Annotated in this window: 21 protein-coding genes; 11 read left to right on the top strand and 10 right to left on the bottom strand. The window is 61.4% G+C overall.

The genetic code is table 11. From position 1 onward, the window contains the following. Positions 1-209 precede the first annotated feature (209 nt). Positions 210-1,178, top strand: coding sequence for a cysteine synthase A (gene cysK / locus H4I99_RS11150; RefSeq protein WP_163903010.1), 969 nt, complete (start codon positions 210-212; stop codon positions 1,176-1,178). Between the two features lie 83 nt (positions 1,179-1,261). Here cysK and H4I99_RS11145 read toward each other — a convergent pair whose 3' ends face one another. The 9 genes from H4I99_RS11145 to rsmI all read right to left on the bottom strand — a co-directional run bounded on the left by H4I99_RS11145 (position 1,262) and on the right by rsmI (position 10,360). After that, entirely contained in the window at positions 1,262-2,794 is a 1,533-nt protein-coding gene (locus H4I99_RS11145; RefSeq protein ID WP_163903008.1) for a YifB family Mg chelatase-like AAA ATPase, read from the bottom strand. Between the two features lie 204 nt (positions 2,795-2,998). Next, positions 2,999-3,946, bottom strand: a complete 948-nt coding sequence (gene gshB, locus H4I99_RS11140; RefSeq protein ID WP_163903005.1) for a glutathione synthase — start codon at positions 3,944-3,946, stop codon at positions 2,999-3,001. 90 nt (positions 3,947-4,036) lie between these two features. Beyond that, complete coding sequence (locus H4I99_RS11135) at positions 4,037-4,489, bottom strand: cupin domain-containing protein (RefSeq protein WP_425314380.1); 453 nt, start codon at positions 4,487-4,489, stop codon at positions 4,037-4,039. Positions 4,490-4,684: 195 nt separating this feature from the next. Beyond that, positions 4,685-5,800 (bottom strand): sn-glycerol-3-phosphate import ATP-binding protein UgpC, encoded by a 1,116-nt coding sequence (locus H4I99_RS11130; RefSeq protein ID WP_163903001.1) that lies wholly within the window; start codon positions 5,798-5,800, stop codon positions 4,685-4,687. A 14-nt stretch (positions 5,801-5,814) separates the two neighbouring features. Then, positions 5,815-6,657, bottom strand: a complete 843-nt coding sequence (ugpE, locus tag H4I99_RS11125) for a sn-glycerol-3-phosphate ABC transporter permease UgpE (protein WP_163902999.1) — start codon at positions 6,655-6,657, stop codon at positions 5,815-5,817. A 10-nt stretch (positions 6,658-6,667) separates the two neighbouring features. Beyond that, positions 6,668-7,549 carry an ABC transporter permease subunit gene (locus H4I99_RS11120; protein WP_163902997.1) on the bottom strand — a complete coding sequence of 294 codons (882 nt, stop codon included), beginning with the start codon at positions 7,547-7,549 and terminating at the stop codon, positions 6,668-6,670. 68 nt (positions 7,550-7,617) lie between these two features. Beyond that, positions 7,618-8,916, bottom strand: coding sequence for an extracellular solute-binding protein (locus tag H4I99_RS11115; RefSeq protein ID WP_163902995.1), 1,299 nt, complete (start codon positions 8,914-8,916; stop codon positions 7,618-7,620). Positions 8,917-9,041: 125 nt separating this feature from the next. Further along, on the bottom strand, positions 9,042-9,431 hold the full coding sequence (locus H4I99_RS11110; protein WP_163906039.1) for a YraN family protein: 390 nt from the start codon (positions 9,429-9,431) through the stop codon (positions 9,042-9,044). A gap of 5 nt (positions 9,432-9,436) precedes the next feature. Continuing rightward, positions 9,437-10,360 carry a 16S rRNA (cytidine(1402)-2'-O)-methyltransferase gene (gene rsmI / locus H4I99_RS11105; RefSeq protein ID WP_163902993.1) on the bottom strand — a complete coding sequence of 308 codons (924 nt, stop codon included), beginning with the start codon at positions 10,358-10,360 and terminating at the stop codon, positions 9,437-9,439. Positions 10,361-10,597: 237 nt separating this feature from the next. Here rsmI and dnaN point away from each other — a divergent pair, with 237 nt between their 5' ends. The 7 genes from dnaN to H4I99_RS11070 all read left to right on the top strand — a co-directional run bounded on the left by dnaN (position 10,598) and on the right by H4I99_RS11070 (position 15,534). After that, a complete protein-coding gene (gene dnaN, locus H4I99_RS11100) occupies positions 10,598-11,716 on the top strand; it encodes a DNA polymerase III subunit beta (RefSeq protein ID WP_163902991.1) in 1,119 nt (372 codons plus the stop codon). A 120-nt stretch (positions 11,717-11,836) separates the two neighbouring features. Further along, entirely contained in the window at positions 11,837-12,433 is a 597-nt protein-coding gene (pmtA, locus tag H4I99_RS11095) for a phospholipid N-methyltransferase PmtA (RefSeq protein ID WP_163902989.1), read from the top strand. 6 nt (positions 12,434-12,439) lie between these two features. Next, positions 12,440-13,042 (top strand): histidine phosphatase family protein, encoded by a 603-nt coding sequence (locus tag H4I99_RS11090; protein ID WP_163902987.1) that lies wholly within the window; start codon positions 12,440-12,442, stop codon positions 13,040-13,042. Then, positions 13,029-13,724, top strand: coding sequence for an orotidine-5'-phosphate decarboxylase (gene pyrF / locus H4I99_RS11085; RefSeq protein WP_163902985.1), 696 nt, complete (start codon positions 13,029-13,031; stop codon positions 13,722-13,724). The genes H4I99_RS11090 and pyrF overlap by 14 nt, the downstream gene beginning before the upstream one ends. A 78-nt stretch (positions 13,725-13,802) precedes the next feature. After that, on the top strand, positions 13,803-14,090 hold the full coding sequence (locus tag H4I99_RS11080) for a DUF1330 domain-containing protein (RefSeq protein WP_163902983.1): 288 nt from the start codon (positions 13,803-13,805) through the stop codon (positions 14,088-14,090). 113 nt (positions 14,091-14,203) lie between these two features. Beyond that, complete coding sequence (locus H4I99_RS11075; RefSeq protein ID WP_163902981.1) at positions 14,204-15,184, top strand: complex I NDUFA9 subunit family protein; 981 nt, start codon at positions 14,204-14,206, stop codon at positions 15,182-15,184. Positions 15,185-15,375: 191 nt separating this feature from the next. Then, the gene (locus H4I99_RS11070; RefSeq protein WP_099056316.1) at positions 15,376-15,534 is read left to right on the top strand and encodes a hypothetical protein; all 159 of its coding nucleotides are present in this window, start codon (positions 15,376-15,378) and stop codon (positions 15,532-15,534) included. Between the two features lie 75 nt (positions 15,535-15,609). Here H4I99_RS11070 and H4I99_RS11065 read toward each other — a convergent pair whose 3' ends face one another. After that, the gene (locus tag H4I99_RS11065; protein WP_163902979.1) at positions 15,610-16,416 is read right to left on the bottom strand and encodes an undecaprenyl-diphosphate phosphatase; all 807 of its coding nucleotides are present in this window, start codon (positions 16,414-16,416) and stop codon (positions 15,610-15,612) included. Positions 16,417-16,557: 141 nt separating this feature from the next. On the opposite strand from H4I99_RS11065, the gene H4I99_RS11060 reads away from it, so the two are divergent. From H4I99_RS11060 to H4I99_RS11050, 3 genes are read left to right on the top strand one after another with little or no spacing between them, the layout of a single operon-like run. Further along, entirely contained in the window at positions 16,558-17,250 is a 693-nt protein-coding gene (locus H4I99_RS11060) for a glutathione S-transferase family protein (RefSeq protein WP_099056314.1), read from the top strand. An 11-nt stretch (positions 17,251-17,261) separates the two neighbouring features. Then, on the top strand, positions 17,262-18,407 hold the full coding sequence (queG, locus tag H4I99_RS11055) for a tRNA epoxyqueuosine(34) reductase QueG (protein WP_163902977.1): 1,146 nt from the start codon (positions 17,262-17,264) through the stop codon (positions 18,405-18,407). Positions 18,408-18,418: 11 nt separating this feature from the next. Further along, complete coding sequence (locus tag H4I99_RS11050) at positions 18,419-19,294, top strand: SDR family oxidoreductase (RefSeq protein WP_163902975.1); 876 nt, start codon at positions 18,419-18,421, stop codon at positions 19,292-19,294. Positions 19,295-19,425: the final 131 nt, after the last annotated feature.

The following is a 19,425-nucleotide window of genomic DNA, read 5'->3' as shown; positions in this document are numbered from 1 at the left end:
TCTTCGTTGTTCTTGGCAATTCCGGACACAAAGCCGCCGCCGCACACCTTTGCTGGAATTGCTCTGGCTGGAATGATCTTCGCTACCAGGGCACCAGGTCGCAACGTTTTTCCAGACTATTGCCCGCCAGCGGATTAAGGCTTCTGGCAGGGGGCACTATTTGCTCCTATTGTGATTTCCAATCAGAGGCTTTTCCAAGGAGCAATATCATGTCTGAAGCCAAGAAGCCGGGCCGCGGCCGCGTCTACAACTCGATCACCGAGACCATCGGCGACACGCCGCTCGTGCGTCTGGACAAGCTCGCGAAGGAGAAGGGCGTGAAGGCCAATCTTCTTGCCAAGCTCGAATTCTTCAACCCGATCGCCTCGGTGAAAGACCGTATCGGCGTCGCCATGATCGAAAGCCTGGAGGCCCAGGGCAAGATCGCACCCGGAAAGACCACCCTCATCGAGCCGACGTCCGGCAATACCGGCATCGCGCTCGCCTTCGCCGCCGCCGCCAAGGGCTACAAGCTGATCCTGACCATGCCGGAAACCATGTCGATCGAGCGCCGCAAGATGCTGGCGCTGCTCGGCGCGGAACTGGTCCTGACCGAGGGACCGAAGGGCATGAAGGGCGCGATCGCCAAGGCCGAGGAGCTGGCCGCGACGTTGCCGGACGCGATCATTCCGCAACAGTTCGAAAACCCGGCCAACCCGGAAATCCACCGCAAGACCACTGCCGAGGAAATCTGGAACGACACCGATGGCAAGGTCGACATCTTCGTCGCCGGCATCGGCACGGGCGGCACGATTACCGGCGTCGGCCAGGTGCTGAAGGCCAAGAAGCCTTCCGTCAAGGTCATCGCCGTCGAACCTGCCGACAGCCCGGTCCTCTCCGGCGGCAATCCCGGCCCGCACAAGATCCAGGGCATCGGCGCGGGCTTCGCACCGAAGGTTCTCGATACCACAATCTATGACGAGATCGTGCCCTCCACAAACGACGAAGCCTTCGAGACCGCCCGTCTCGTAGCTCGCCTGGAGGGCGTGCCGGTCGGCATTTCCTCAGGGGCCGCACTCTCCGCCGCGATCAAGGTCGGCAGCCGCGAGGAAAACGCCGGAAAAACCATCGTCGTCATCATCCCGTCCTTTGCCGAACGCTACCTTTCGACGGCGCTCTTTGCCGGCCTCGGCGAATAACAGCCCGTCCGGCTTGAGCGGCATCAGGGGCGCTTGACGGCGCCCCTTTCGCTTTCCGCTAGACCTTCATTCCGTCCACGCATTCACGCGGCGGCAGACAACCGTTCCGACGGGATACGGTAGGATATGGCCTCGGCAAGGTGAATGCGCCCGAGCACCGCCGAGCCATCGAGATCGGCGAGCGTCCGCGCCACCTTCAGCACGCGATGATAGGCCCGGGCGGAGAACCGGAACTTCTCCGCGGCATCCCTCAGGAGCTGCGTACCTCCAGCATCCAATTCCGCGAGTTTTTCGATCATCGCCGTGGAACAACGGGCATTGGTCGACACTCCCGGTGTACCTGCCTCGGCAAAGCGTTCCCGCTGGCGCTCGCGAGCCGCGAAAACACGACGGGCAACATCCTCGCTTCGCTCGGCAGCCATCGGCTTGATGAGATCGGTGGCGGAGACTGCCGGCACATCGATGCGGATATCGATGCGGTCCATCAGCGGCCCGGAAATCCTGCCCTGATAATCGGTGAGGCAACGCGGACCGCGGGCACAGGTATGCCCGGGTTCACCAGCCATGCCGCAGCGGCAGGGGTTCATCGCCGCCACGAGCTGGAAGTCGGCGGGATAGGCGACCCGGTGATTAGCCCGGGCGATGATGCATTCGCCGGTTTCCAAAGGCTGGCGCAGCGCATCCAGCACCTGCGGTGAAAACTCCGGGAACTCGTCGAGGAAAAGCACCCCGTGATGGGCAAGCGAGGCTTCGCCCGGCCGTGCGCGCAGACCGCCACCGACAAGGGCTGCCATGGTGGCGGAATGGTGCGGCGTGCGGAACGGCCGCCGGTCCGAAAGCTTACCGCCCGAGAGCTGGCCGGCAACCGAATGCACCATGGAAACATCCAGCAGCTCGGCCGCGGAAAGCGGCGGCAGAATGGATGGCAGGCGGGCCGCCAGCATCGATTTGCCGGAACCGGGAGGCCCGACCATCAACAGATTATGGCCGCCGGCGGCAGCGACCTCCAGCGCCCGCTTGGCGCTCTCCTGTCCCTTTATGTCGGCGAGGTCAGGCAGATTGGCGGCAGGCGCTCGGATCGCCGGCTCAGGCCTCGACAGGACCTGCGTGCCACGAAAATGATTGGCAAGCGCAATCAGGCTACGGGGCGCAAGAATATCGATCTCCGAGCCAGCCCACGCCGCTTCCGCGCCGCTTTCGGCCGGGCAGATGAGGCCCTTGCCCATGGCATTCGCGCCGATTGCCGCCGGAAGAGCGCCAGCAACGGCCGCGATCGTGCCATCGAGATTGAGTTCACCAATCACAACGAAACCCGAAAGTGCTTCGGCGGGTATGGCGCCGAGTGCGGCCATCAAGCCAAGTGCGATCGGCAGGTCGAAATGCGAGCCTTCCTTCGGAAGATCGGCGGGGGCGAGATTGACCGTTACGCGCTTGGGTGGCAGTGCCAGCCCCGAGGCATGAAGCGCCGCCTGCACCCGTTCCCGGCTTTCGGCCACAGCCTTGTCCGGCAGGCCGACGATCTGCATGCCGATCTTGCCCGGCGCGACCATCACCTGAACATCGACCGGAACGCCCTCTATGCCCTGAAATGCAACCGTACTGACACGCGCCACCATTGCCCGTTCCCCTGCTCGCCCCCTAAGCCGGTCATCCGCACGCAACTACATCTTGCGCGGGTTGCCGATTGCAATCTTGCACGATCGCAACACGAAAACAAGAACATTAACGGAACAAATTCCCGTCAAAGTCGGAGGCAGGTTGTTGCAGGTTGTATTTAGTGAACAAAACCGGACCGCAGACAGCTGCGATCCGGAGGGCGGTCAGGCGCGCTTCTTTTCGATGGCGTCCCAGAGGAGCGCTGCGATGTCCGCGCCGCCGAATTTCTTCACTTCGCGAATACCGGTCGGAGAGGTGACATTGATCTCGGTCATGTAATCGCCGATGACGTCGATGCCGACCAGCAGAAAGCCACGCTCCCTCAGCGCGGGGCCGATGCGGGCGCAGATTTCCCTTTCGCGCGCAGTGAGTTCCGTCGCCTCGGCGCGACCGCCGACATGCATGTTCGAGCGGCTGTCATGCTCGGCCGGCACCCTGTTGATGGCGCCGACGGGCTCGCCGTCGATCAGGATGATGCGCTTGTCGCCCTTGCGCACCGCCGGCAGATAGGCCTGGGCGATGAAGGGCTCGCGGAACATCTGGTGGAACATCTCGATCAGCGACGAGAAATTGCGGTCGTCGCGGGAGGAATGGAAGACGCCGGCGCCGCCATTGCCGTAGAGAGGCTTCAGGATGATGTCGCCTATCTCTTCGCGGAAACGGGCGATCTCCGCCGCATCGCGGGTAATCAGGGTCTTCGGCATCAGGTCGGCAAATTCGGTGACGAAGATCTTCTCCGGCGAATTGCGCACCCAGGCCGGATCGTTCACGACCAGCGTCTTCGGATGAATGCGCTCGAGCAGATGGGTCGAGGTGATGTAGGCCATGTCGAAGGGCGGGTCCTGACGGAGCAGCACCACATCCATGGTCGAGAGATCGACCTGCTCGGCATCGCCGAGGCTGAAATGATCGCCCTTTACATCGCGCAGCTGCATGGGCTGGACGGTCGCGAGGATGCGACCGTCGCGCATGCTGAGCTGGTTCGGCGTGTAGTGAAACAGCCGGTAGCCGCGGGCCTGTGCCTCCAGGCTCATCGCGAAGGTGGAATCGCCCGCGATATTGATGGTGGAGACGTGGTCCATCTGGACCGCGACATTGGTAATCTTCGCCATGACCCTGCCCCTGTTGAAAGCCTTGGAGATTTAGGCCGCCTCGGGACTAAAGGCAACGTCCTGCCGACTTCAATTTTGCTGATCGGCGGATCAGCCGAGCACGCTCGTGGCCGTCGGAGAACGCAAGGCGTTGCGGATGCGATAGAGCGTCGCCAGCGGCTCGGGGAACGGCTTGCGCAGGAAGGCAACCTTTCGGACATAGTCGTCGACGCGCCAGGTCGCCCAAGTGCCACCGCGGAAATAGGCGATATCGCCGGCGCGCAGGGTGCGCTCCGTTCCGTCCGCGGCAGTCACATGCACTTCGCCTTCCTGGATCACCACGGTCTCGTCCCAGCCGAAATACCAGCGGAATTCGCCCGCCGTGCAATCCCATACGGCCGTCGAGCTTGCTTCATCGGTGCTTGTGGAATGGTCGCCGACGCGAGCGACCGGCGTTCCACGAATGATCCATTCGGGATTGATCGGTGCGGGCTTCAGCGCGAGATGGCCGCTATGGGCCGAAACCACCGGCGGCATTTCGCTGGCGCGGACCGGCCGGGGCATTGTCATCAGCACGCCGGCCATACTGGCAATCAGAAGCTTCAAAGGCATTTATGTTCCCATATCGATTGTGCGATTGGGGGAACGCTACCAGAAAGCGGTTATATTACCGTTTGCGGGATCGCTAGAATTGTAACGATCCCGCTAAACGGCGTTGATTTGCAGGGCCGGCACGGCACGAGCAATCAGGCAGGAAGTTCAGGCGGGCGAAACCTCGATCAGCGGATTTGCGACACCTGTAAGCAACCCTGCGGCTGAAGATGTGGCGATCCGCCGACCGCTTTCCCGATCGAAGAAATGCAGGCGCTGCGGCGAGACCGTCAGGCGCATATCCGTCGGGATTTCCGTGCCCAACGCAATCACGGCCGTCACCACCTGACCTCCGACATGACCATGGACGAGACGATGGGCGCCGAGTTCCTCGACGTAATCGACCTTGAACGGCAGCGATGGTTCGGCTCCGATCGCAGGCAGCAGGTCCTCCGCCCGGACGCCCACGGTGACGCCGCCACTGACAGGAAGATCGTTTCCGAAATCGACCATCGCGTCACCGATGGACAGCCTGCCGCCTTCCACCACCGCCTGAACGAGGTTCATGGCGGGAGAACCGATGAAGCTCGCGACGAAGGTGGAGGCCGGGCGATGATAGACTTCGAGCGGCGTGCCGATCTGCTCGATGGCGCCGCCGTTCAACACCACCAGCCGGTCGGCAAGCGTCATGGCCTCGAGCTGGTCATGCGTCACGTAGATCGCGGTGGTGCCGAGGCGGCGCTGCAGCTTGCGGATCTCGCCGCGCATGGTGACACGCAGCTTGGCGTCGAGGTTGGAAAGCGGTTCGTCGAACAGGAAGACCGCGGGCTTTCGCACGATGGCGCGGCCCATGGCGACGCGCTGGCGCTGGCCGCCTGAAAGCGCGCGCGGCTTGCGCTTCAGATAAGGTTCGATCTCCAGCATGCGGGCGGCTTCCGCCACACGCGTCTCGATCTCCGCCTTCGGCGTCTTGCGGTTCTTCAGGCCGTAGGCGAGGTTGTCGTAGACCGTCATGTGCGGATAGAGGGCATAGTTCTGGAACACCATCGCAATATCGCGGTCGGCGGGTTCGATCTGGTTGACGATACGGTCGTCGATGCTGACGGTGCCCTCCGAGATGGTTTCCAGCCCGGCAACCATGCGCAGCAGCGTTGACTTGCCGCAGCCTGAGGGGCCGACGAGCACGATGAACTCACCGTCGGCGATGTCGATATCGATGCTTTTGACGGCCCGGACGCCGCCGTCATAGATCTTCGAGACCTGGTCGATTTGAATGGAAGCCATGGGCTCAACCTTTCCTACTTGTCGGTTTCCGTCAGGCCCTTGATGAACCAGCTCTGGAAGATCACCACGACGATGACGGGCGGCAGCATGGCGAGCACGGCCATGGCGAAAGCCTCGTTGTAATCGGGGATCTGCGAGCCGACCCAGACCTGAAGGATCTGCTTGATGCCGCGCATCAGGGTGTAGAAGCTTTCATCCGTCGTCATCAGCAGAGGCCAGAGATACTGGTTCCAGCCATAGACGAACATGATGATGAAGACCGCCGCGATCATGGTGCGCGACAACGGCACCAGCACGTCGAAGAAGAACTTGATCGGCCCCGCGCCGTCGATGCGCGCGGCCTCCAACAACTCGTCCGGCACCGACTTGAAGAACTGCCGGAAGAAGAAAGTGCCGGTTGCCGACGCCAGAAGCGGTAGGATCAGGCCGGTATGGGTATTGAGGAGCCCGAGCTGGCTCATCACCTGATAGGACGGCATGATGCGCACCTCGAGCGGCAGCAGGAGCGTGGTGAAGATCAGCCAGAAGGCAAGTGTCGCGAACCGGAAGCGGAAATAGACGATGGCATAGGCCGCCATCATCGACAGCACGATCTTGCCGACGGCAAAGCCGACGCCAAGGATCAGAGAATTCCAGGCCATCGTCAGGCCAGTCACCTTACCGGTGAAGCCGCCGCCATGGAACAGGACCCTGCTATAGGTCTCGTCGAACTGGTCGCCTATCGACAGCATCAGACCCTTGGAATGGATTTCCGCAGCGCTGTGCGTGGAGGTGGTGAAGGCGACCACCAGCGGCCCGAGCATCAGGACGACGCCGGCGATCAGGATCAGGTGGTCGAAGAACTTGGTTCTGTACATGCGCCTCTCCTCAACCGTAGTGAACGCGGCGTTCGATGAAGCGGAACTGGATCAGCGTCAGCACAAGAACCACCACCATCAGGATCACCGACTGGGCCGAGGACGCACCGAGGTCGTTGCCACGGAAGCCATCGAGATAGACCTTGTAGACGAGGGTGATCGGGTTGTTGGCCGCCTTGTCTTTCACGATGACGTCGATGACGCCGAAAGTGTCGAACAGCGAATAGGTCATGTTGATGATCAGCAGGAAGAAGGCCGTCGGGGTCAGGAGCGGCAGGATGACCGTCCAGAAGCGCCGCGTTCCCGACTTGCAATCGATCGCCGCGGCTTCCCGGATGGACGCCGGAATGCCCTGCAGGCCCGAGAGGAAAAAGATGAAGTTATAGGGGATCTGGTTCCAAACCGCGACGGCCACCATGGCGAAAGCGGTGTCGAAGTAGTTGATCCCGACTTTCATATGCCAGCCGAAAAGCGAGACGAATTTCACGAAGGGGCCGATGTGCTGGTCGAAGAACATCATGCCGATCAGGCCGGCCACCGGCGGGGCGATGGCATAGACGACGATCAACAGCGTCCGATAAGCCGATTGGCCGCGGATGACGGCATCGGCCTTCAGCGCCAGCAACAGGCCAAGCGACAGCGTGAGGAAGGTGACGATCAGGCTGTAGGCGATCGTGAAACGGGCAACCTTCAGATATTCCGACGAGTTGAGCGCGTCGGTGTAATTGCTGAACCCGACGAAGCTTGCGCCGAAGCCGAACGGGTCCTCGATGAAGAACGAGGAATGGATTGCCTGCGCCGACGGCCAGTAGAAAAAGATCACAATGATCGCAAACTGCGGCAGCAGGAACAGATAGGGAAGAAATCGCGAGGAAAACTGGACGCGCTTCATCGGGTGCCTTTCAAAGCAAACCCCGGGGGCGAAGGCCCCCGGGAGCTCATCACATCAGGTTCCGGAAATCAGCCGGCCGTCTTGGCGAAGCGGGCGAGCAGTTCGTCGGCTTCCTTCTTGATGGTTTTCATCGCGTCCTTCGGCGTGGTTTCGCCGGAGAAGATGCGGTTGTATTCGCGTTCCATCACGGTGCGGATCTGCGGGTAGAAGCCCAGGCGATAGCCCTTGTCCCACTCGGCGCCCGGCAGCGAGAGCTGCTGGATACCGACTTCGGCGGCCGGCTTCTCGTTGTAGTAGCCTTCCTTCTTGGCCAGCTCGTAAGCTGCCTTGGTGATGGCGACGTAGCCGGTCGACTGGTGGTAGAACTTCTGGATCTCAGGCGAGGTCAGGAAGTGGAAAAAGGAGGCTACGCATTTGTTTTCGGCTTCCGGCTTGCCGGCCATGGCGAACAGCGAAGCGCCGCCGATGAAGGTGTGAACGCCTTCCGGAATGATCGACTTCCAGTAGGGCAGGAAAGTTGCCGAGAAGGGCATGGTCGCGGTTTTCTGCAGGCCGCCGAACGAACCGGAGGAACCAATCCAGAGGGCAACCTTGCCTTCTTCGAAGGGCTTCTGGTTGTCGTTCCAGCCAGCGCCGTAGTAGCCGAACAGGCCCTGGTCGTACCAGGCCTTCAGCTTTTCATACATCATCACGTGGTTCGGGTCGGTTACGTTGATTGTCGTGTCGACGACGCTGTCGTAACCATTGTTGTTCGAAGCGAACTGCAGGTTATGGCGCGAGAAGAAGTTCTCGGTGAATTCCCAGGTGAGCTGGGTCTGGACGAGCGGGATGTAACCGGCTTCCTTGAGCTTCGGAGCGATGGCTTCGAACTCTTCCCAGGTCTTCGGAGCTTCGACACCGGCCTTCTTCAGGGCGTCGGTGTTCATGTACATGATCGGAGCCGAAGAGTTGAACGGCATGCCGACGAACTTGCCATCGGAATCGGCGTAGAAGTAGCGAACGCCTTCGATGAAGTCTTCGCGGTTGAAGTCGTAGCCGGCCTGTTTGATCAGGTCTTCAGCCGGAATGACGGCGCCCTTGGCGTTGATGATGGTGGCGGCGCCTGCGTCAAAGACCTGCAGGATGTTCGGCTGTTCGCCGGAACGGAAGGCCGCGATGCCGGCAGACAAGGCTTCCTCATAGGAGCCCTTGGAAACCGGCGTCAGCGCGCATTCGCTCTGGGCTTCGTTGAACTTCTGGGCAACTTCATTGATGACTTCGCCGTTGCGGCCGCCCATGCCATGCCACCAGGTGATGTTGGTCGCGGCAAGCGAGGTGCTTGCGGTCATGGACAGGGCCAGCGCTGCCAGTGAAAGCTTTTTGAACATGGATAAATCCTCTCCGCCAGTGTTGGGGTGAGGACTGCATTATTCGGCTTCTGTGACGCGCCCTTGAAAGTTACGTGACAGAGAAATGACAATCCCCATTCTCTTGTCGCGGATGCATCAGGTAGTCAGAAAGCGTCCATGAAATGCTTCGGCCAGCGACCGGGAACGATGGCGACGATGTCACATCGCACCGAGAGGGCAGCCGCATCTCGCTGGCGCGATAGCCAGTGATCGCCCGCGGACCGGATGCGTTGTTGCGAGGAAAAGCCGACCGCATCGACGGCCGTTCCGGCGGAGCCTCGGGCCTTGACCTCCACCAGCGCAATCACCGCTCCCCTGCGTGCGATGATATCGACCTCTCCGCCCCGGCTACGGTAACGCATGGCGACGATGCGGTATCCCTTCAGCAGGAGATAGAGGGCCGCGACATATTCGGAGAACCGGCCGCGTCGTTCGGCCTTCACCCGTCCGCGATCCGGAGCGGGGCGCACTTTCCGCCTCTCCTCCGGCCTCATATCGTTCATGCAGCGCCCTTGAGATCGAGCAGGCGCTGATAGAGTTCCTTGCGGGGAAGGCCGGTGATCTTCGATGCCTCGGTCGCAGCCTTTGCGGTCGGCAGATTGCTCGCGAGTTCGAGAAGGAGGCCGTCCACCTCACTCGCATCCGGTGCGGCCTTTTCCAGCGGCGGGCCGACGACCAGAACCACCTCGCCCTTTACCGTCTGGTCGGCATAGGCAGTGGCAAGCTCGCCGAGCGTTCCACGCCGGAACTCCTCGAAGGTCTTTGTCAGCTCCCGGCAGACGGAGGCCGGGCGCTCCGAACCGAACACATCAGCAGCCGCGGCAAGCGTATCGCCGATGCGATGCGGGCTCTCGAAGAAGATCAAGGTCGCCGGCACGTCGGCCAGTTCCGCCAGTCTGTCGCGCCGCGCCTTGTCCTTGGTGGGCAGGAAACCCGCAAACAGGAAGGCGTCGTTCGGCAGGCCGGAGCCGACCAGCGCCGCGAGCGGGGCGGAAGCGCCGGGGATCGGCACCACGCGGTGGCCGGCCTCGATCGCCAGTTGCCCGAGGCGGTAACCAGGATCGGAGACAAGCGGAGTGCCCGCATCCGAAACCAGCGCGACAGACTTGCCCGCTTCGAGTGCCGCAATCAGCCGGGGCCCGGCCTCCGTGGCATTGTGTTCGTGATAGGCGAAGGGACGGTTCTGGACGCCATAGCGGTCGAGAAGCACACGGGTGACGCGGGTATCCTCGCAGGCGAGAACGTCGGCACCGGCCAGCGTTTCCAGCGCCCTCAGCGTGATATCGCCGAGATTGCCGATCGGGGTCGCGACCAGATAAAGCGCCGGCTGAAGTGGCCGGGCCGCGACACGGGTATCGTTAACCCGATAGGTCCGTTCGCCGCCGTTTTCGTCGTTCCTGTCGCCCGTCACTTTGCTTTCCATTCACGCCTGCACATCGATCTCCCTTTATCACTCCACCTCCGCCAGGGGGCAAGGCAATCCTTTGCTCTGTGGATTAACGTTGATCGTATCGAATCGACGCAAGGTGGACACCGTCCCTCTTGCAATCCATGCGCAATTGCTGCCATTTTGCCCGTCCACATCATCCGGCCGCAACCTGCTGCCGGGAAGAGCATTGCGGCCCGCCCAAGGCCGCGACAGGTCGAAAGCGGTAGCGTCATGCGTATTACTCTTGAACGGTCCAACCTTCTCAAATCGCTGAACCATGTGCATCGCGTGGTCGAACGTCGCAACACGATCCCGATCCTGTCGAACGTGCTGCTGCGCGCCGAAGGTGCAAGCCTTGCCATGAAGGCGACCGACCTCGATCTGGAAATCACCGAAGCAACTCCGGCCATGGTCGAACAGGCCGGCGCGACGACGGTTCCGGCGCATCTACTCTATGAAATCGTCCGCAAGCTGCCGGATGGCGCAGAAGTTCTGCTTGCCACCACTCCGGACGGTGCGTCGATGACGGTTGCTTCGGGTCGCTCCAAGTTCTCGCTCCAGTGCCTTTCGGAAGCCGATTTCCCCGATCTCACGGCCGGCAACTTCACCCACGCCTTCAAGCTCAAGGCGACCGACCTGAAGATGCTGATCGACCGGACACAGTTCGCGATTTCGACGGAAGAGACGCGGTACTATCTGAACGGCATTTTTCTCCACACCATAGAGGCCGGCGGTGCGCTGAAGCTGCGCGCGGTTGCAACCGATGGCCACCGGCTGGCCCGCGCCGACGTCGAGGCTCCCTCGGGTTCGGAAGGCATGCCGGGCATCATCATTCCGCGCAAGACCGTCGGCGAGCTGCAGAAGCTGGTCGACAACCCGGAACTTATCGTCACGCTCGAAGTGTCAGACGCCAAGATCCGTCTGACGATCGGATCGATCGTCATGACTTCGAAGCTGATCGACGGCACCTTTCCTGACTACCAGCGCGTCATCCCGACGGCAAACGACAAGGAAATGCGCGTCGATTGCCAGACCTTCGCCCAAGCCGTCGACCGCGTCTCAACGATTTCCTCGGAGCGCGGCCGCGCCGTCAAGCTCGCCCTTTCCGATGGCCAGCTGCTGCTGACAGTCAATAACCCCGATTCCGGCAGCGCTACGGAAGAAGTCGCCGTAGGATACGAGAATGATGCAATGGAAATCGGTTTCAACGCCAAGTACCTGCTGGACATCACCGCCCAGCTTTCCGGCGACGATGCGATATTCCTGCTCGCCGATGCAGGCTCGCCCACGCTCATTCGCGACACCGCAGGTGATGATGCGCTCTATGTGCTGATGCCTATGCGTGTGTGACGGTAACTATTTCTTTGGATTTTTTTCCGTCCGCGCCAATACGCCTTGTTTTTGCGACATATTGCTCCGACATTCGCCAATGCGGATGAGCCGCAACGAGGATGGCATGGAGGCGTGGCAATGGCATTGCGCTTGAAAGAGCGGTTCGAAAAGAAATTCGACGATGAAATCCGTTTCTTCAAGGGTATGATGCAGGGGCCGAAGACGGTCGGAGCCATCGCACCCACCTCGTCGATCACCGCACGCCGCATGGCCAGCGTCGTCGATACCGCCCATTCCGGCTTGCCGGTGCTGGAACTCGGGCCGGGTACGGGCGTCATCACCAAGGCGATCCTCGCTCGGGGCGTAAAGCCCGAGGACATCGTTTCCGTCGAGTATTCTGAAGACTTCTATCACCATCTGACGCGGACCTACCCCAAGGTCCGCTTCGTTCATGGCGATGCCTTCAATCTCGGCAAGACGCTCGGCGCGTTGTCGGAACAGAAGTTCGATTCCGTCGTCTCGGCGGTTCCGCTTCTCAATTTCCCGATGGAAGCGCGCATCAGCATGCTCGAAGACCTGCTCGACCGGATCCCGGCGGGGCGGCCCGTCATGCAGATCTCCTATGGCCCGGTCTCACCGATCATCGCCCGTCCACACAGCTACCATATCCAGCACTACGACTTCATCGTCCGCAACATTCCACCGGCGCAGCTCTGGGTCTATCGCCGGGCATAGTCGACAATGTTCGCACTTTATATCACGCACCCGCAGGTGAAGATCGATCCCGGGGTGCCTGTTCCCCAATGGGGATTGTCGGAAATAGGTACCGAGAGAGCGCGTACTGCCGCTGCCCGTTCCTGGGTCAGTCGATTGAAACGCATCGTCTCCAGCGCCGAGGTCAAGGCCATGGAGACGGCGGCGATCCTCGCGAAAGCCGCCGGCATCGGCTACGAAACCATCGATGTCATGCATGAAAACGACCGGTCCGCCACCGGTTTCCTGCCACCGCCGGAATTCGAGAAGGCGGCCGACTGGTTCTTCGCCCATCCGACCGAAAGCTTCCACGGCTGGGAAAAGGCGGCGGATGCGCAACGGCGGATCGTCGATGCCGTGGAGACAGCGCTTGCCGGTCATGATCCTGCCGCTCCGATTGCCTTTGTCGGCCATGGCGGCGTCGGAACACTGTTGAAATGCCATCTTGCCGGCCTTCCTATCGCGCGCGGCAAAGACCAGCCTGGTGGCGGCGGCAATCTTTTCGCGTTCTCCCTTGCGGATCGGCGCATCACATGCGACTGGACGCCCATGGAAACCTGGCAGGAGGAGTGGACCGTTGACCGCACGTGAACGCCTGATCGTCGGACTGGACGTGCCGACACTGCGCGAAGCCGAAACCATCGTCGACAAGCTGGCGGACGACATTCTCTTCTACAAGATCGGCTATCAGCTCGCCTTCGCCGGTGGTCTCGAATTCGCCCGCGATCTTGCTGCCAGCGGCAAGAAGATCTTCCTCGACATGAAGCTGCTCGATATCGACAACACGGTTGCCTCCGGTGTCGAGAACATCGCGAAGATGGGCATGTCCATGCTGACGCTGCACGCCTATCCGAAAGCGATGCGGGCGGCGGTCGAAGCGGCCAGGGGCTCCGGCCTTTGCCTGCTCGGCGTAACCGTGCTCACCTCCATGGACGAGCAGGACCTGATCGACGCCGGCTACGAATACGACCCTCATACGCTGGTCCTCAAACGTGCCGAACAGGCGCGCATGGCTGGCATGGGCGGTATCGTCTGCTCTGCAGAAGAAGCCTCCGCCGTACGCAAGATCATCGGTCCCGACATGGCACTTGTAACCCCCGGCATCCGGCCGGCCGGCGCCGACAAGGGCGACCAGAAGCGGGTGATGACGCCCGCCGATGCGCTGAAGGCGGGCTCCAGCCACCTCGTCGTCGCCCGGCCAATCGTGAAGGCTGCCGATCCGAAGGGAGCCGCCCGCGCAATCCTTGCCGAAATGGACGCAGCGCTCGCCTGAGGGCGCAGTTGGCGGAATCAAAAGCCGGGAAGGTCCACAAAGTCATCCGCGCTGAAAGCGCAAGCAGGGAGAGAGAACATGCCCAAAGGTTACTGGATCGCCCGTGTCGATGTCCGAGATCCCGAGCGCTACAAGGATTATGTGGCAGCCGCAAAACCCGCCTTCGAGAAATACGGCGCGAAGTTCCTCGCGCGAGGCGGTGCATTTACGGAACTCGAGGGCAAGGCGCGCGGTCGCAACGTCGTCATCGAGTTTCCGTCCCATCAGGCTGCGGTCGATTGCTACAACTCGCCTGAATACCAGATCGCCGCCAAGATCCGGCAGGAAGTGGCCGATGCGGAGATGGTCGTCGTCGAAGGCGCATGAGACCATCGGAAGCATGCAATGGCGGAGGATGGCTCTTTCGCTGACAAAGGGATTCGGCTAAGAGACGAAAAGACCAAAGCGCATTCCGCACCAGCCTTTTCATGGAGCCCATCATGACCCTGTCCAACCTGCCGCCGCTCGTCACCGTGTTTGGGGGATCGGGCTTCGTGGGGAGGCATGTCGTGAGGGCGCTGGCTCGTCGCGGCTACCGCATCCGGGTCGCTGTGCGCCGGCCGGACCTCGCCTTTCATCTGCAGCCGCTCGGCAATGTCGGACAGATTTCGTTCAGCCAGGCGAACCTGCGTTACCGCGCATCCATCGATGCCGCCGTGCAGGGCGCAGATCATGTCGTGAACTGCGTCGGCATCCTGTTTGAAAGTGGCCGCAACAGTTTCGACGCTGTACAGGATTTCGGAGCCCGCGCCGTTGCCGAGGCCGCACGCGCCGCCGGAGCCAAGCTTACCCATGTTTCAGCCATCGGTGCCGATGCCAAGTCGTCCTCGACTTACGCGTCCACCAAGGGCAAGGCCGAAGCTGCGATCTTTTCAATCATGCCGGATGCCGTCATCATGCGTCCGTCGATCATCTTCGGACAGGAAGACGGCTTCTTCAACAAGTTTGCCGGCATGGCCCAGAACCTGCCCTTCCTGCCTCTCATCGGCGGCGGCAAGACCCGGTTCCAGCCTGTTCATGTCGAGGACGTCGCCGAGGCAATCGCCCGGTCGGTGGATGGCAAGCTTGCCCGTGGCAAGATCTATGAGCTCGGCGGCAAGGAGGTACTGACCTTCCGCCAGTGTCTCGAGACGATCCTCGAGGTCATCAACCGCAAGCGTCCGTTCGTCCCGATGCCCTTTGCCATCGCCTCGCTGATCGGCTCCATCTCGTCCTCGATCCCATTCGTCAAACCGGCGCTCACCAGCGACCAGGTCAAGCTCCTGAAGGTGGACAATGTGGTTTCCGACGCCGCCAAGGCCGAGGGACGCACTCTCGAGGGCATGGGAATCAATCCCGTGGCGCTCGCCTCGATCCTGCCAACCTACCTCGTGCGCTACCGTCCCCATGGCCAGTTCAACGGTGCCGGAAAGGCTGCCTGAGGGCAGCCGAAGGCATTTTCGGTCGTCCCAGCGTTGCACAAAAGACGCAGCTGAGAAATAGCTGCGTTAACGGGGAATTCAGCAAGATATTCTATTGCTGAGAGTGTCGGCAATGCGTAAACACTCGACCCGTTCGCGCCTCGCGCTGCTGCCGGCGACGATTCACAGCATCATTCTCAAGAGGCCTCTTCATGGGTAAGTCTATCGCACTGTTTTTTGCGTGTGCGGCACTGGTGATCCTCGCCGGATCTTTCGTGGCACCTTCGACTGTCGCAGCCCGTAAGGGCAACTGCGCTCCCGCCTATGGCGTCGATCCCTGCAGCACCGGCGCCATCGCCGTCACCCAGTAAGCTTCTTCCCAGCATGCATATGAAAAAGGCCGGACATTCGCCCGGCCTTTTGTCGTTTCGGCATGTCGCGCCCGGTCAGTAACCGAGCGCCAGAGCCACCAGGCCGATGGACCCGATGGCGATACGCCACCAGGCGAAGGGTGCATAGCCACGCTTTGAAACGAAATCCAGCAGCGCGCGCACGACCACGAGAGCCGAGACGAATGCCGCGATGAAGCCGATCGCGATGATCGCGGTATCATCGAAGCTCAGCGCATCCCTGTTCTTGTAGAGATCGAGCGCGAAGGCGCCAACCATGGTGGGCATGGCCAGGAAGAAAGAGAACTCCGCGGCCGAACGCTTGTCAGCACCCAGCAACAGCGAACCGACGATGGTTGCGCCCGAGCGGGAGACGCCGGGGATCATCGCCACACACTGGCAGAGGCCGATCTTGAAGGCGAGCGGCATTGGATAGGTTAGCGCGTTCTTGTAGCGGGGGGTCAGATGCAGGCGGTCGACCCACAGCAACACGAAGCCGCCAAGGATCAGAGTGACGCACATCAGCGCCGGGGTCTCGAACAGCACTGTCTTGATGAAGTCATGCGCAAGGGCGCCGATCACCGCTGCCGGGAGGAAGGCAACAAGGATCGACAGAACGAAACGACGGCTGGCGGGGTCCGACGGCAAGCCAATGGCAATGAGGAACAGCTTGCGGAAATAGACACTCAGGATAGCGAGGATGGCTCCGAGCTGGATCAGCACCGCAAAGGTATTGCCCGGCGATTTGAAGCCGAGAAAGTGCCCTGCGAGCAACACATGCGCTGTCGACGACACGGGAATGAACTCCGTGAGGCCCTCGATCAGGCCGAGGAAAAGCGCGCTGAGAATGGATTGATCTTCCATGGGGATTCCTTGAGGGGGAGGGACAAGAAAGCGATTTGCTTGTATTGCGCGAACCAAGCTCATATAGCTTGGAAGCCGTGGTCATGACCAGCCGCTATACGCATCATGCCGGAACCAACAGCCCATAGAATTCGAGTAACAATGCCGACGTTGTATCACCATTCCATGTCCACCGCGTCCCGGTTCATCCGGCTGGTACTTGCCGAATACGGCTTTCAGGTGGACCTGGTGGAAGAACAGACCTGGGAAAAGCGGCGGGAGTTTCTCTCGCTCAATCCGGCCGGCACCCTGCCGGTCTATGTCGATGACAACATGCGCACGCTCTGTGGGCCGACGGTCATCAGCGAGTTTCTCGACGAGACCCATGGCGTCTTGAAGCGCGATCGCCGGCTGCTGGCCGAGGACCCGTTCCAGAGGGCGGAAATCCGCCGGTTGACGGAGTGGTTCCTGCAGAAGATGGAGCACGACGTCACCAAGCCGCTGGTGCGCGAGCGGGTCCACAAACTGCTGATCCCGAACGGGCTCGGCGGCGGTGCGCCCGACTCCAAGATCCTGCGGACCGCGCGTACCAATATCCGCCAGCATATGAAGTATCTGAGCTGGCTCGCGGGATCCCGCACATGGCTCGCTGGTGACCGACTGAGCTATGCCGACCTTGCCGCGGCATCGGCCATCTCGGTGCTCGACTATCTCGGCGAGATCGAATGGTCGGAATTCCCCATCGCCAAGGAATGGTATCAGCGCATGAAATCGCGCCCCTCCTTCCGGCCGATGCTGGCCGAGCGCATCCGCGGTCTTACCCCGGTCTCGCATTACGCGGACCTCGATTTCTGACGGGGCCGGCAATGCCTGGGCCTGCACCCGACAATCGGAACGACAGGCGACGCGCCGGGCTGACGGCATTCATGAAGAGTGAGGCGGCAGCACAAGGGTTTTCCGTCTGTCGCATCGCCCTGCCTGATTCCATACCGGAAGCGCCGGAACGGCTGGCCACCTTCATCGCGGCGGGCCGGCATGGCACCATGGCCTGGATGGAGGAAACGCTGGCGCGTCGTGCCGATCCCCGCGTGCTGTGGGACGAGGTTCGTTCTGTGGTGATGTTCGGCCTGAACTACGGGCCGGATGAAGATCCCCGCCACCTGCAGGTCAGACCGGACAGGGGCGCCATCTCCGTCTATGCGCGCAATCGCGATTATCACGACGTGATGAAAGGCCGGCTAAAGGAGGTCGCGACACGGTTCGCCGCGCGCGCCGGCGCGGATGTGAAGGTCTTCGTCGATACAGCACCCGTGATGGAAAAGCCGCTTGCAGCGGCAGCCGGCCTCGGCTGGCAGGGCAAGCACACCAACCTGGTCAGCCGTGAATTCGGCTCCTGGCTTTTTCTTGGCAGCCTGTTCACCACCGCCGAACTCGATATCGACACGCCGGAGATCGATCATTGCGGCTCCTGCCGCGCCTGCCTCGAAGCCTGCCCGACCGATGCCTTTCCAGCGCCCTACCAGATCGATGCACGGCTTTGTATTTCCTATCTCACCATCGAGCACAAGGGCGTCATAGCGAAGGAATTGCGACCGGCCTTCGGCAACCGGATCTATGGCTGCGACGACTGCCTTGCCGCCTGTCCGTGGAACAAGTTCGCCCAAGAGGCCAGCGAGATGAAGCTGAAGTCGCGCGAAGATCTCCGGGAGCCGGAACTGCGCTTCCTTCTCTCTCTGGACGATGCCACGTTCCGCACCTTCTTCAGCGGCTCGCCGGTGAAACGCATCGGCCGCAATCGCTTCATCCGCAACTGCCTGATCGCTGCCGGCAACTCCGGCAGCACGGAATTCGCCGACATCTGCTTTGCCCTCATGGACGACGAGGCGGCGGAGGTGCGCGGCATGGCGGTCTGGGCGCTTTCACGCCTGCTGCCGACAGAGACTTTCAGGATGCTGCGGGAAACGCGGCTCAATATAGAAGAAGACGCAGACGTGCGGCAGGAATGGAACTGAGGAACATAACGATGCACATGATGATCTTCGGCGGAGGCTATTCCGGCAAGGCAATCGGCGCACTCGCGGCGTCCCAAGGCCATGATGTCTCCGGTACGACCCGCAGCACCGAAAAGGCCGAGGCACTTTCCGCATCCGGCATCCGCCCCCTTCTCTTCGACGGCACGACGCTGACTGGAGAACTGAAAAGCGAATTCGCCAAGGTCACCCATCTGGTTCAGTCGATTGCGCCCGGCCGTGAAGGCGATACGCTTCTCCGCCTGCTGGGCAACACGTCGCTTTCCGAGGCCATGCCGTCGCTGGAATGGATCTCATATCTTTCCACCGTCGGCGTCTATGGTGATCATGGTGGCGCGTGGGTGGACGAGGATACGCAAGCCAAACCCGTGTCGCAGCGTTCGGTGGAGCGGGTAGCGGCGGAACAGGCCTGGCAATCTCTTGCCGAGGCGTCCGGCCTGCCGCTCGCCATTCTCCGGCTTTCCGGTATCTATGGCCCGGGCCGCAACGCCTTCGTCAATCTCGCCAATGGCACCGCACGCCGTCTTATCAAGAAGGACCAGGTGTTCAACCGCATCCGGGTAGAAGACATCGCGGCAGCTACGGCATTCCTCGGCGAGCGACGTATTGGCGGCATCTATAATGTCACGGACAGCGAACCCTGCCCCCCGCAGGATGTCGTGACCGAGGCCGCAAGGTTGATGGGCGTGGAGCCGCCGGCCGAGCAGCCCTTCGAGACGGCGGAACTGACGTCGATGGCGCGGTCGTTCTACGGTGAGAACAAACGGGTTTCCAACGCCCGTATCCTCTCGCTCGGCTACCGGTTCCGCTACCCGGATTACCATGTTTCACTCGCCGAAATGTGGTCCGAAAACCGCTGGAACAAATAGCCCGCAAGCCTCGTTTACTGCAGTTGAGCACACGCTGAGAGAGTATCGATAGAGGTGCTCGCCCCTGAATCACCATAATTAGGGCAGCAAATATGGCTGGGCGGATTTTTTTTGCGCGATTTTCTTCGTGA

The sequence above is a fragment of the Paenirhizobium daejeonense genome, assembly GCF_014280875.1.
Classification (GTDB): Bacteria; Pseudomonadota; Alphaproteobacteria; order Rhizobiales; family Rhizobiaceae; genus Allorhizobium; species Allorhizobium daejeonense.
Note: the sequence above shows the minus strand (reverse complement) of the source record. Positions and strands in the feature narration are given on the sequence as shown.

Bases quoted from the DNA above. Each gene is read 5' to 3' on its own strand.
- rsmI (WP_163902993.1), bottom strand. From the start codon at position 10,360: ATGGAAAGCAAAGTGACGGGCGACAGGAACGACGAAAACGGCGGCGAA.
- H4I99_RS11070 (WP_099056316.1), top strand. From the start codon at position 15,376: ATGGGTAAGTCTATCGCACTGTTTTTTGCGTGTGCGGCACTGGTGATC.
- queG (WP_163902977.1), top strand. From the start codon at position 17,262: ATGCCTGGGCCTGCACCCGACAATCGGAACGACAGGCGACGCGCCGGG.
- H4I99_RS11060 (WP_099056314.1), top strand. From the start codon at position 16,558: ATGCCGACGTTGTATCACCATTCCATGTCCACCGCGTCCCGGTTCATC.
- cysK (WP_163903010.1), top strand. From the start codon at position 210: ATGTCTGAAGCCAAGAAGCCGGGCCGCGGCCGCGTCTACAACTCGATC.
- H4I99_RS11050 (WP_163902975.1), top strand. From the start codon at position 18,419: ATGCACATGATGATCTTCGGCGGAGGCTATTCCGGCAAGGCAATCGGC.
- H4I99_RS11065 (WP_163902979.1), bottom strand. From the start codon at position 16,416: ATGGAAGATCAATCCATTCTCAGCGCGCTTTTCCTCGGCCTGATCGAG.
- H4I99_RS11115 (WP_163902995.1), bottom strand. From the start codon at position 8,916: ATGTTCAAAAAGCTTTCACTGGCAGCGCTGGCCCTGTCCATGACCGCA.
- H4I99_RS11090 (WP_163902987.1), top strand. From the start codon at position 12,440: ATGTTCGCACTTTATATCACGCACCCGCAGGTGAAGATCGATCCCGGG.
- H4I99_RS11130 (WP_163903001.1), bottom strand. From the start codon at position 5,800: ATGGCTTCCATTCAAATCGACCAGGTCTCGAAGATCTATGACGGCGGC.
- dnaN (WP_163902991.1), top strand. From the start codon at position 10,598: ATGCGTATTACTCTTGAACGGTCCAACCTTCTCAAATCGCTGAACCAT.
- H4I99_RS11135 (WP_425314380.1), bottom strand. From the start codon at position 4,489: ATGCCCCGGCCGGTCCGCGCCAGCGAAATGCCGCCGGTGGTTTCGGCC.
- pmtA (WP_163902989.1), top strand. From the start codon at position 11,837: ATGGCATTGCGCTTGAAAGAGCGGTTCGAAAAGAAATTCGACGATGAA.
- H4I99_RS11080 (WP_163902983.1), top strand. From the start codon at position 13,803: ATGCCCAAAGGTTACTGGATCGCCCGTGTCGATGTCCGAGATCCCGAG.
- H4I99_RS11075 (WP_163902981.1), top strand. From the start codon at position 14,204: ATGACCCTGTCCAACCTGCCGCCGCTCGTCACCGTGTTTGGGGGATCG.
- H4I99_RS11120 (WP_163902997.1), bottom strand. From the start codon at position 7,549: ATGAAGCGCGTCCAGTTTTCCTCGCGATTTCTTCCCTATCTGTTCCTG.
- H4I99_RS11110 (WP_163906039.1), bottom strand. From the start codon at position 9,431: ATGAGGCCGGAGGAGAGGCGGAAAGTGCGCCCCGCTCCGGATCGCGGA.
- ugpE (WP_163902999.1), bottom strand. From the start codon at position 6,657: ATGTACAGAACCAAGTTCTTCGACCACCTGATCCTGATCGCCGGCGTC.
- H4I99_RS11145 (WP_163903008.1), bottom strand. From the start codon at position 2,794: ATGGTGGCGCGTGTCAGTACGGTTGCATTTCAGGGCATAGAGGGCGTT.
- gshB (WP_163903005.1), bottom strand. From the start codon at position 3,946: ATGGCGAAGATTACCAATGTCGCGGTCCAGATGGACCACGTCTCCACC.